The organism is Vibrio sp. Isolate22, assembly GCF_022398115.1.
Classification (GTDB): Bacteria; Pseudomonadota; Gammaproteobacteria; order Enterobacterales; family Vibrionaceae; genus Vibrio.
This window is the reverse complement of the sequence record NZ_JAKEUW010000026.1, coordinates 61,202-73,489: the sequence shown is the minus strand read 5'-3', so window position 1 is coordinate 73,489 and position 12,288 is coordinate 61,202. Positions and strand designations below refer to the sequence as shown.

Sequence of the window (12,288 nt, the reverse complement as noted above, 5' to 3'; positions counted from 1 at the left end):
GTTAGTTGGCAAAAATGAATCAGTACCATGAATGGCAAAGACTTGAGCCCAATACCGTATCTGTCTTGAAGAAATTGAATATTGTTTTGCTAAGTAGAGAGATGACGTGCCATCTAAGTATTGCTTAGCAATGATACATTTTAGCTCTCGGCTATATTTGGACATAAAAAGACCCCCAATAATTGGTGTCCAACTATTGGGGGTCAGTTCATTTAGGTCGGCTTTTTTGTACCCGTTAGAAATTGATTTATAAACAAGCACTGTTTTAATAAATCTTTAATCGCTGCTGTTGCATATAAATTCAACCCTTAATTTTGTCAGAATTAGTGCATCGAATTTTCCGTTTCGGTGCAGCGCATTATGCTGTTTTGTATAAAGTGATAATCCTCACAAATAGTGTAGTCTGTTCAGGTGATATGTGATGTGCAATTAGATTTCATGTGGCATTAATGTTAATTTGCGCTCAGTGTTCTAGCATAAGATGCTAAAAAAAAGTATCAACACAGATACATCAACACTAAAGGCTGTTTTTTAATTAATCCCTCTATGTAACTCACTATCGATTGGGGATTTATTAGATATTTACACTGATTCCTTGAGTATATCGGAGAATTATCCGACTTTTTGCGACTTGTTTGTGGCAAATTACTTCAATGGTTGATAGTGTGTGCCTCAATCTTTGTAAGGTTTTAGGTTTTTATGCTTAAGTTTTGAACTAAATAAATCTAAATCACTGCCGTTCAGTGAACCAAGCAAAGAAGTCATGGATGCAATACATAAAACTTGGAGTTTATTTAATGTACAAGAATAAAATCACTCAGGCCCTTCTTCTAGGTGCTGGTTTGGCAGTGGCTGCCTCTTCTACTCTTTCTATCGCTGCTGAAGTTCCAGCAGGCACAGAACTGGCAAAAGTTCAGGAACTTGTTCGCGGTAACGGTACTGAAGTTGCAACTATCGACCCACACAAATCTCAAGGTGTACCAGAATCTCACGTAATTCGTGATCTTCTAGAAGGTCTAGTGAACCAAGACGGCGACGGCAATACTATCCCTGGTGTTGCGGAAAGCTGGGAAACGACAGACAACAAAACATTCACTTTCCACCTACGCAAAGACGCAAAATGGTCTAACGGCGATCCTGTAACAGCTCAAGATTTCGTATACAGCTGGCAACGTGCAGTAGATCCTGCAACGGCTTCTCCATACGCTTGGTACATGGAATACACCAAGATGGCAAATGCGAAGGACATCGTAGCGGGTAAGAAAGATAAAAGTGAACTAGGCGTTAAAGCAGTGGATGCGAACACTCTAGTTGTTGAATTAGAAACAGCGGTACCATACTTCGTAATGATGATGGGCCACACAACAATGAAGCCAGTACACCAGGCAACTGTTGAAAAATACGGTGACCAGTGGACTAAGCCAGAGCACTTTGTTGGCAACGGCGCATTCTCTGTTGATAAATGGGTTGTTAACGAGCGTCTAGTACTTAAGCGTAATGAGCAGTACTGGGACAACGATAAAACAGTTCTTAATAAAGTAACGTTCCTACCAATCGAAAACCAAGTAGCGGAAATGAACCGCTTCCTATCTGGTGAAATCGACTTCACAAACGAACTTCCAACTGAGCACTTCAAGCGCCTTCAAAAAGAGCACGCTGAAGATGTATTTGTAGCGGGTAACCTATGTACTTACTACTACATCTTCAACACGAAGAAAGCACCGTTTGATGATGTTCGTGTTCGTCAAGCAATCTCTTACGCAATCGACCGTGATATCGTAACTGGTGCGATCCTAGCGCAAGGTCAAAAACCTGCGTACTTCCTAACACCTGAAATCACTGCTGGCTTCAACCCTGAGCTACCTGCTTACGGCAAGATGTCTCAAAAAGAGCGTAACGCAGAAGCAGAACGTCTTCTTGCAGAAGCGGGTTACGGTAAAGATAACCCACTTAAATTTAACCTACTTTACAACACTTCAGAGAACCACAAGAAGATTGCTGTAGCACTAGGTTCAATGTGGAAGAAAACACTAGGTCTTTCAGTAACACTTGAAAACCAAGAGTGGAAAACATACCTATCTTCGAAAGATTCTGGTGACTTCGAAGTGGCACGTGCCAGTTGGTGTGGTGACTACAACGAAGCGTCTTCTTTCCTAACGCTAATGAAGAGTAACAACACTACCGGTGGTGTTCACTACGATAGCGCGGCTTACGACCAAATCATCGACAAAGCACTTAATTCTACTTCAGAAGAAGAGCGTGAAGCTCTTTACCTAGAAGCTGAGAAGTTGATGGCTAACGATATGCCAATCGCTCCTATCTACCAGTACGTGAAATCTCGTCTACTTAACCCGCATGTTGGTGGTTTCCCAATCAACAACGCGGAAGACAAGATCTTCTCGAAAGACCTATACATCAAAGCTCAATAATCAGCTTCGATTCAAAAAGTTAATATAAATATAACGATACAGACACTACATGCGCAGGGCGCGCATGTAGCGTCTTTCTAATTTTAATTGTCACAGACTGAAAGAGTGAGTTTATGCTTAAATTCATTATGAAACGGATATTTGAAGCGATCCCAACCATGCTGGTTTTGATCACTATATCTTTCTTTCTTATGCGTTTCGCACCGGGTAACCCGTTTTCAAGCGAGCGTCCATTACCGCCAGAAGTTATGGCTAACATCGAAGCTAAGTACGGCTTAGATAAACCAGTATTTGAACAATACACAACGTATTTGACAAATATCTTACAAGGTGACTTCGGCCCATCTTTTAAATACCAAGATTACACAGTAAATGAGCTGATCGCGGTAGCGCTTCCAGTATCTGCGAAGGTAGGTTTCGTTGCCTTTATCTTCACGTTACTCATGGGGGTCACCGTCGGGACCATTGCTGCCTTGAAGCATAATACCTGGATCGACTACACCATCATGTCGACAGCGATGCTCGGGGTTGTAATGCCATCGTTTGTATTGGCACCCGCACTGATTTACCTATTCTCACTGCACTGGAATATATTCCCTGCTGGTGGCTGGCATGGCGGTACATTTATGTACATCGTGCTACCTGTTATCGCGATGTCTCTTCTATATGTAGCAACTTTCGCTCGTATTACTCGTGGTAGCATGATCGAAACTCTTAACAGTAACTTTATCCGAACTGCTCGTGCAAAAGGTCTAAGTTACCGTTACATCATTCTTAAGCATGCTCTTAAGCCAGCAATGCTGCCTGTTGTTTCATACATGGGACCTGCATTCGTAGGTATCATCACAGGTTCAGTTGTTGTTGAAACCATCTTCGGCCTACCAGGTATCGGTAAGCTGTTTGTTAACGCTGCGTTTAACCGTGACTACTCGCTAGTAATGGGTGTAACCATCTTAATTGGTTTCCTATTCATCTTGTTCAACGCAATTGTTGATATTTTGCTAGCGCTGATTGACCCGAAAATTCGCTACTAACAGGGACTGGTTATGTTGAAGAAAAAAGAAAATTTAGAAGCGATCGAAAAGTTCTCTGAGAGTTTAGAGATTGAAGGTCGTAGTTTATGGCAGGATGCTCGTATTCGTTTCATGCGAAACAAAGCCGCGATGGTCAGCCTGTTCATTCTAACGTTAATGGTACTGGCGGTTATCTTCTTACCGATGCTGGCTCAGTACACTTACGACGATACCGACTGGTATGCAATGCACGTAGGTCCTAATGCTGATCACTGGTTTGGTACCGATAGCTTAGGTCGTGATTTGTATGTACGTACTCTAATCGGTGGCCGCATCTCATTAATGGTTGGTGTGATGGGTGCCTTCGTAGCAGTATTGATTGGTACGCTTTACGGTGCAGCTTCAGGCTTCATCGGTGGCCGTACTGACCGAGTGATGATGCGTATCCTAGAAATCTTGTACGCAGTACCATTCATGTTCTTAGTAATCGTTCTAGTAACATTCTTTGGTCGTAACATTATTCTAATCTTCGTTGCGATTGGTGCGATTGCTTGGCTAGATATGGCGCGTATTGTACGTGGCCAAACGCTGAGTTTACGTAGTAAAGAGTTCATTGAAGCTGCACACGTATGTGGTGTGAGCAAATGGAAGATCATTACACGTCACATCGTTCCAAACGTTCTAGGTATCGTAGCGGTTTACTCTACGCTGCTTATTCCGAGCATGATCCTTACTGAATCATTCTTATCTTTCCTTGGTCTTGGTGTTCAAGAGCCTATGACAAGCTGGGGCGCACTGCTTCAAGAAGGTTCGCAAACGATGGAAGTTGCAATTTGGCAACTGGCATTCCCTGCGGCATTCATGGTAGTCACGCTGTTCTGCTTTAACTACGTAGGCGATGGTCTGCGCGACGCGCTTGATCCAAAAGACAGATAAAAATTAATAGCAAATAAAACTACAAAAGCTATAAAAGATTAAGGAAGCAATGATGAGCTTATTAGATGTCAAAGACCTGCGCGTCGAATTTACCACGCAAGATGGTATCGTAACCGCAGTAAACGACTTGAACTTCTCACTTAACCAAGGCGAAACGCTAGGTATTGTTGGTGAGTCAGGTTCAGGTAAATCACAGACTGTATTCTCTATCATGGGGTTGTTGGCGAAAAACGGCATCATCTCTGGTAGTGCAAAATTCGAAGGTAAAGAAATTCTTAACCTTCCGGAAAAAGAACTAAACAAAGTTCGTGCTGAACAGATCGCAATGATCTTCCAAGATCCGATGACGTCACTGAACCCTTACATGAAAGTAAGTGATCAGCTGATGGAAGTACTTATGCTGCACAAAGGCATGGGTAAAGCGGAAGCATTCGAAGAATCAGTACGCATGCTTGAAGCGGTTAAAATCCCTGAAGCACGTAAGCGTATTACCATGTACCCACACGAATTCTCTGGCGGTATGCGTCAGCGTGTGATGATTGCAATGGCGCTATTGTGCCGTCCAAAACTGCTTATTGCAGATGAACCAACTACCGCGCTGGATGTAACTATTCAAGCACAAATCATGGAACTGCTGAACGAGCTGAAAGATGAGTTCAACACGGCAATCATCATGATTACCCACGATTTGGGCGTTGTTGCGGGGTCTTGTGATAAAGTACTCGTGATGTACGCAGGTCGAACCATGGAGTACGGCACGGTTGACGAAATCTTCTACGAGCCGAGTCACCCATATGCGGAAGGTCTGTTGAAAGCGATCCCTCGTTTGGATACAGAAGGTGAGATCCTACCGACTATTCCAGGCAACCCACCAAACTTACTTCGCCTGCCAACAGGCTGTCCTTACCAAGACCGTTGTCACCGTGTAATGGACCGTTGTAAGCAAGAAGCACCGATTCTGACTCCATTTGGTCAAGGCGACCGTCAGCGTGCTTGTTTTTCTGATTGGGAGGCTTGGACAAAATGAGCGTAGTAGATAAGCAGTTATTATTAGATATTAAAGACCTGAAAGTTCACTTTAGCATTGCGGCTAAATCAGCGTGGCCTTGGGCAAAACCTTCAAACCTAAAAGCAGTTGATGGCGTTGATATCCACCTTTACGAAGGTGAAACGCTGGGTGTAGTAGGTGAGTCTGGTTGTGGTAAATCGACGTTTGCTCGTGCAATCATTGGTTTGGTTGAAGCAACTGATGGTGAAGTAATGTGGTTGGGTCAAGACCTAACTAAGATGCAAGAAGTACAACGTCGTGAAACTCGTAAAGAGATTCAGATGATCTTCCAAGATCCACTAGCATCGCTTAACCCGCGTATGTCTGTTGGTGACATCATTGCTGAGCCGCTAGAGACTTTCTACCCAGAACTTTCTAAGCAGGAAGTGAAGGACCGCGTTAAAGAGATGATGGCGAAGGTAGGTCTACTGCCAAACGTAATCAACCGTTACCCGCACGAGTTCTCCGGTGGTCAGTGTCAGCGTATTGGTATCGCACGTGCACTTATCTTGAAGCCTAAGATGATCATCTGTGACGAACCTGTTTCGGCACTTGACGTATCTATCCAAGCTCAAGTTGTTAACCTGCTGAAAGAGCTACAAAAAGAGCTAGGTCTTTCGTTGGTATTCATCGCGCACGACTTGTCAGTTGTGAAGCATATTTCCGATCGTGTATTGGTAATGTACTTGGGTAATGCGGTTGAGCTGGGTGAATCAGATGCACTGTTCTCTGATCCAAAACACCCGTACACCAAGGCGTTGATGTCTGCGGTTCCTATTCCAGATCCTCGCTTAGAGCGTAGTAAAACAATCCAGATGCTGGAGGGCGATCTACCATCGCCAATCAATCCACCATCAGGTTGTGTTTTCCGTACTCGTTGCCCACAAGCGACAGAAGCGTGTGCGCAAACTAAGCCTACAATTCAAGGCGATGACGTTCACGCAGTATCTTGCTTGCACGTACAAGTCTAGAGCCAATTTAAAACGGTTCAGCCTGTGACAGGCTTAAGCGCGACTAGTTTTTAGAGTCGCGCTTTTTTTGTACTGCAGGCCTAGTTCCTATGTTTTGCTCAACAGCTTCATCAAATAATTCGAACAACTAAGCCAACTTCTTCTAGTTTTGAAAAAGTTGGCTTTTTTTATACTAGAGAAAAGTTAGCATCACAGAGGTTTGGATATGGGCAAATTAGTTGAAGGTGTTTGGCAAGATGTCTGGTACGACACCAAAGAGAACGGTGGTAAGTTTATCCGAGAAGATGCCGGTTTCCGCCATTGGGTTGAGAATAAAGCAGGCGCGCAGTTTGAAGCGGAAAGTGGTCGTTATCATCTGTATGTATCGTTAGCTTGCCCTTGGGCACACCGCACACTTATCTTCAGAGAACTCAAAGACCTAACTGAGCACATTGATGTGACCGTTGTATGCCCAGACATGATGAGTGAAGGGTGGCAAATGGGCTTACCTGAGCCACTATTTGGTCATACCCGTATGCACCAAATCTACACTCAAGCTAAACCGGATTACTCAGGTCGAGTGACAGTGCCAGTACTGTGGGATAAGAAAACCAACACCATAGTCAGTAACGAATCTTCTGAAATTATTCGCATGTTTAACTCAGAGTTTAATCATATTACGGGCAATACTGATGATTACTACCCGTGGGAACTAGCGAGCAAAATTGATCAGTGGAACGACTATATCTACCCAAACATCAACAATGGCGTTTATCGTACTGGCTTTGCAACGACACAAGAAGCTTATGAAGAGGCGTATGACGCGCTATTCAAGGCATTAGACAAAGTAGATGCACACCTTAGCGAGAACCGTTATTTAGCGGGAGAGCAGATTACTGAAGCGGATTGGCGGTTGTTCACGACCTTAGTTCGATTCGATGCTGTGTATGTTGGTCACTTCAAGTGTAACAAGCAACGAATTGCGGATTACAAACATATCCAAGGTTATTTAAAAGAGCTCTATCAAATAGAGGGCATTAAAGAGACCACGGACTTCTACCACATCAAGCGCCACTACTATTACAGCCACACTGGTATCAACCCGACTCAAGTGGTGTCTAAAGGGCCGGATCTGGATTTAGACTCGCCTCACGGACGTGGTCTCTAAGCCGCGACGATTAAGTTTCTTCCTGACTGTTTTGCTTTGTAGAGTGCTTTATCGGTTCTCTGCAAAGCATCATCAAGTTGTTCAGTCATTCCCAGGGATGAGAGTTCAATCAATCCACCGCTGATGGTAACCTTGATGTGGTGACTACCTTTAGATATAGCCATTTTAGCAATCGACTCTTTTAGCCCATCAGCTTTCCTTGTCGCATCCTCAAAGTTCTCAGCTTCAAAGATGACACAAAACTCCTCACCGCCAATTCGATAAACCTTACCGCTTGGTAAGACTCGTTGTGTTTTAGACACCACTTCTTTTAGAACCTGGTCACCAGTACTGTGTCCGTAGGTATCATTGACCGCTTTAAACCAATCTAAGTCGAAATGCAGCAAGTAGTCAGCTGGGCTGTGATGTAATGTGTTCGAAGCATCTTGTTGTAGAGCCAGTCGATTGAACGCACCGGTTAGGGCATCAGTTCGCGCCAGTTGTTCGAGTCGTTCTTTCACACCAATACGCACTGACTCATGATTGAATGAGATGAGCCAAATCATCGAATATGGGATAACGAAGTTTACGAATGCAAAAGGGTAAACGTCTTCGTTAAATAGGTTAGGGAAGTAAAGCAACGCGGTCGCCCCTAGCATCGCGAAAGTGAACAGCGAGCCAATGAATCGGTTAAACAGCAGTTGGTAAAGTGGAGGAAGGACAAAGACCCACATGACGATAGCAGCTTGTGGTTTCGCGTTCGCAAATCCATAGATCAGGCCTCCAGTAATCACAGTTGCCAATAAGAGAGGTTGCCAAGAAAGTGAAAAGCCACGTTTAGTCTCATAATAGACGTGGAAAAGGATTAGTGAGATAAGCACTTCCAGACTGCCGAGAACATAATCTTTACTCAAAAAGAAATTTGAAGAAGCAACGACCAACACAAAAAGTGCGAGGGCGATACTCACACTTTTTAATACGTGATCACGTATTGCTGACTCTTTGGTAAATTCAATCGACATGTGTCACTTTCACCTTATAAACCTATTATTTGGTATGCTATACAATAATAAGACATAAAAAAAGCCCACGCAATTGCATGGGCTTTAACACTCTTGAAGTCCTTTAGGACATGAAAAGGTAATTAGTTAACTACTTTTTCTTCAGCTTGTGCAGCTTGGTCTGCTTGGATAGCCGTTAGAGCTACTGTGTACACGATATCGTCTACTAGAGCGCCACGAGACAAGTCATTTACTGGCTTGCGCATACCTTGAAGCATTGGACCGATAGATACTAGATCTGCTGAACGTTGTACCGCTTTGTAAGTCGTGTTACCAGTGTTTAGGTCTGGGAATACGAATACAGTCGCTTTACCAGCTACTGGAGAGTTTGGTGCTTTAGAAGCAGCAACGTTTTCCATGATAGCAGCATCGTACTGTAGAGGACCGTCGATCACTAGATCAGGACGCTTCTCTTGAGCAATCTTAGTTGCTTCACGTACTTTATCTACGTCTGCACCCTTACCAGATTCACCAGTAGAGTAAGAGATCATAGCAACGCGTGGGTCGATACCGAATGCCGCAGCAGAATCTGCAGATTGGATAGCGATTTCAGCAAGCTGTTCAGCTGTTGGATCTGGGTTGATCGCACAGTCACCGTAAACCAGTACTTGGTCAGGCAGTAGCATGAAGAATACAGAAGATACGATAGACGCATCTGGTGCAGTCTTGATGATTTGGAACGGAGGAACGATAGTGTTCGCAGTAGTGTGAACAGCACCAGAAACTAGGCCGTCTACTTCACCGTTTTCAAGCATCATTGTGCCTAGGAATACTGAGTCTTGTAGCTTCTCACGAGCAACAACTTCAGTCATGCCTTTCGCGCCACGTAGCTCAACTAGACGAGCTACGTAGTTTTCACGTACTTCATCAGAGTTGATGATCGTTACGCCAGCACCTAGCTCAACACCTTGTTGTGCTGCAACACGGCGGATTTCTTCAGGGTTACCTAGAAGCACACATTCTGCAATGCCGCGCTCTGCACAGATAGCCGCTGCTTTAACTGTACGTGGCTCATCACCTTCAGGAAGAACGATACGTTTGCCAGCTTTACGAGCGAACTCAGTTAGTTGGTAACGGAATGCTGGTGGGCTTAGACGACGAGACTTCTCAGTACCTTCCGTCATTGACTCGATCCAGTTGCCATCGATGTGACCCGCAACGTGTTCGTTGATGAACTCGATACGCTCTTTATCGTCTGCTGGTACTTCTAGGCTGAAGCTCTGTAGGTTCAGAGATGTCTGCCAAGTGTTACCTTGTGCTTTAAAGATTGGAAGACCAGTCTCTAGAGCAGGCTTGATTAGGTCTTGGATTTCCGCAGGGATATCGTAACCACCAGTTAGAAGAACAGCACCAATCTCAACGCCGTTCATTGCTGCAAGTGCTGCTGCAACGATTACGTCAGGACGGTCAGCCGAAGTCACAAGTAGTGAACCTGGCTTGAAGTGTTCAATCATGTGCGGTAGAGAACGCGCACAGAAAGTGATGCTCTTAATACGACGAGTATTTAGTTCACCTTCGTTGATGATCTCAGCGTTTAGGTGAGAAGCCATGTCTGCAGCACGAGTAGCGATTAGCTCGATGCTCCAAGGCACACAACCAAGAACACGGATTGGAGAAGTGTTGAAGATCTCCATTACTTTTAGTTCGCTTTGCTGAGCGCTGTCTGCATCGTCAAAGATTTCAGATAGGTCAGGGCGAGTACGGCCCGCTTCATCTACTGGAGCGTTAAGCTTGTTGATGATAACGCCAGAGATGTTTTTGTTCTTAGTGCCACCGAAGTTAGAACATGCTACTTCGATACGCTCTTTAAGTTGAGCTGGGTTGTCAGTACCCGGAGTTGCAACAAGTACAATCTCTGCACCTAGTGTTGCAGCAATTTCTGCGTTCACTTGGTTAGCGAATGGGTGCTTACGAGTTGGTACTAGACCTTCGATAAGTGTTACGTCAGCATCTTTGTTGATCTGGTTGTAACGCTCAACAACAGTTTCTAGTAGCTCGTCCATGTTGTCGTTACCGATTAGGCTTTCAGCAACAGACATCGCTAGAGGTTGACCGATCTTAACATCGCTGTTTGTGCCAACGATAGTTGAAGTTAGATCAGGTTGATCACCACCAGAACGTGGTTGAGAGATTGGTTTGTAGAAAGAAACCTTAACGCCCTTGCGCTCCATTGCGCGAAGAACACCCATGCTTGCGCTAGTTAGACCAACACCAGCACTAGTAGGGATAAGCATAATAGTACGAGACATTCGTATGAGTACCTTTAGCTATTGGATTAAAAAAGCTCAACTTCATATTCCTATTTAAGGGTAGGAATAGGAATAGAAGCTGAGCCCCATTTTCATCAAAAGACCGCCGGCTCGTTAAAGCCAGCGGTACAAATTTTGATTAAAGACCTGCTAGCTTCGCAGTGTCTTCAGCAATTACTAGCTCTTCGTTAGTAGAGATAACCATTGCAGGGATACGGCTGTTAGCTGTAGTGATAGTACCTTCGCCGCCGAAACGAGCTTTAAGGTTAGCTTCACCGTCAACTTCGATGCCGAAAATGCCTAGGCGGTTTAGAACCATTTCACGGATTGGGCCAGAGTTTTCGCCGATGCCGCCAGTGAAAGTGATTGCGTCTAGACGACCTTCTAGAGTTGCAGTGTAACCAGCTACGTACTTAGCTAGACGGTGACAGAACACGTCCATTGCACGAGTTGCTTCTTCTTTCTCACCGTAGTTGTCTTCAACGAAACGACAGTCAGAAGTCACTTCAGTTAGACCAGCAAGACCAGACTCTTTAGTTAGCATGTTGTTGATTTCTTCAACAGAGTAACCAAGAGCGTCGTGTAGGTGGAAGATGATTGCAGGGTCTAGGTCACCACAACGAGTACCCATTACAAGACCTTCAAGAGGAGTAAGACCCATAGAAGTGTCTACAGATTTACCGTTCTTGATTGCACATACAGAAGCGCCGTTACCTAGGTGACAGTTGATGATGTTAACTTCTTCAACGGGCTTGTTTAGTAGGCCTGCAACTTCACGAGTGATGAATAGGTGAGAAGTACCGTGCATGCCGTAACGACGGATGCCGTGCTCTTTGTACAGGTTGTACGGTAGAGCGTATAGGTAAGACTCAGAAGGCATTGTTTGGTGGAACGCAGTGTCAAATACAGCAACGTTTTTAAGGCCTGGGAAGTTCTGTTGAGCAGCTTCGATACCGATTAGGTGAGCTGGGTTGTGAAGAGGTGCGAAAGTCGCAGCGTCTTGAATACCCTTAAGAACGTCATCTGTGATTAGTGCAGATTGAGTGAACTGCTCGCCGCCGTGTACGATACGGTGACCGATAGCGCCAAGGTTAGCTTTAAGCTCAGGCTTAGAAGCAAGAATAGTTTCTACCATGAAAGATAGTGCTTCTACGTGAGCTGCGCCCGCGCCTAGTTGTGCTTCGTGCTTGCCGTCAAGTTTCCATTTCATACGAGCTTCTGGAAGACCTAGACACTCAGCAAGACCAGTTAGGTGCTCTGCACCAGTTTCTGCATCAACAACAGCGAATTTAAGAGAAGAACTACCACAGTTTAAAACTAAAACTAGCTTAGACATTAATGACTACCTGTTAATTTTTCTGATCGAAATCAGTTAAGGATGAAAATTAATCTCAAGAATAGACGAAGCTCGGTAGCTTGCGTACTAACCTTGGTCAAAAAAACGTTAATTTCCGT

9 protein-coding genes and 1 pseudogene are annotated in these 12,288 nt (G+C 44.5%); 6 read left to right on the top strand and 4 right to left on the bottom strand.

The annotated features are described in order from the left end of the window. Positions 1–165, bottom strand: a pseudogene (locus tag L1D55_RS27695) (helix-turn-helix domain-containing protein); the annotation flags it as partial. 632 nt (positions 166–797) lie between these two features. Between L1D55_RS27695 and L1D55_RS15640 the strand changes: the two are divergent. The 6 genes from L1D55_RS15640 (at position 798) to L1D55_RS15615 (ending at position 7,544) form a co-directional block, all read left to right on the top strand. Continuing rightward, positions 798–2,429, top strand: coding sequence for an ABC transporter substrate-binding protein (locus tag L1D55_RS15640; RefSeq protein WP_239918070.1), 1,632 nt, complete (start codon positions 798–800; stop codon positions 2,427–2,429). A 113-nt stretch (positions 2,430–2,542) separates the two neighbouring features. Beyond that, positions 2,543–3,463 carry an oligopeptide ABC transporter permease OppB gene (oppB, locus tag L1D55_RS15635; RefSeq protein WP_171366589.1) on the top strand — a complete coding sequence of 307 codons (921 nt, stop codon included), beginning with the start codon at positions 2,543–2,545 and terminating at the stop codon, positions 3,461–3,463. 12 nt (positions 3,464–3,475) lie between these two features. After that, positions 3,476–4,378, top strand: coding sequence for an oligopeptide ABC transporter permease OppC (gene oppC, locus L1D55_RS15630; protein ID WP_239918069.1), 903 nt, complete (start codon positions 3,476–3,478; stop codon positions 4,376–4,378). A 52-nt stretch (positions 4,379–4,430) separates the two neighbouring features. Further along, on the top strand, positions 4,431–5,405 hold the full coding sequence (locus tag L1D55_RS15625) for an ABC transporter ATP-binding protein (RefSeq protein ID WP_061033798.1): 975 nt from the start codon (positions 4,431–4,433) through the stop codon (positions 5,403–5,405). Next, complete coding sequence (gene oppF, locus L1D55_RS15620; RefSeq protein ID WP_061033797.1) at positions 5,402–6,397, top strand: murein tripeptide/oligopeptide ABC transporter ATP binding protein OppF; 996 nt, start codon at positions 5,402–5,404, stop codon at positions 6,395–6,397. The genes L1D55_RS15625 and oppF overlap by 4 nt, the downstream gene beginning before the upstream one ends. A 205-nt stretch (positions 6,398–6,602) precedes the next feature. Continuing rightward, positions 6,603–7,544 (top strand): glutathione S-transferase family protein, encoded by a 942-nt coding sequence (locus L1D55_RS15615; protein WP_239918068.1) that lies wholly within the window; start codon positions 6,603–6,605, stop codon positions 7,542–7,544. On the opposite strand, the gene L1D55_RS15610 is transcribed toward L1D55_RS15615, so the two are convergent. From L1D55_RS15610 to L1D55_RS15600, 3 genes are all read right to left on the bottom strand, one after another. Next, entirely contained in the window at positions 7,541–8,545 is a 1,005-nt protein-coding gene (locus L1D55_RS15610) for a GGDEF domain-containing protein (protein WP_239918067.1), read from the bottom strand. The genes L1D55_RS15615 and L1D55_RS15610 overlap by 4 nt on opposite strands. 122 nt (positions 8,546–8,667) lie before the next feature. Continuing rightward, a complete protein-coding gene (gene pta / locus L1D55_RS15605; RefSeq protein ID WP_004737355.1) occupies positions 8,668–10,833 on the bottom strand; it encodes a phosphate acetyltransferase in 2,166 nt (721 codons plus the stop codon). 139 nt (positions 10,834–10,972) lie between these two features. Next, complete coding sequence (locus L1D55_RS15600; RefSeq protein WP_004737356.1) at positions 10,973–12,169, bottom strand: acetate kinase; 1,197 nt, start codon at positions 12,167–12,169, stop codon at positions 10,973–10,975. Positions 12,170–12,288: the final 119 nt, after the last annotated feature.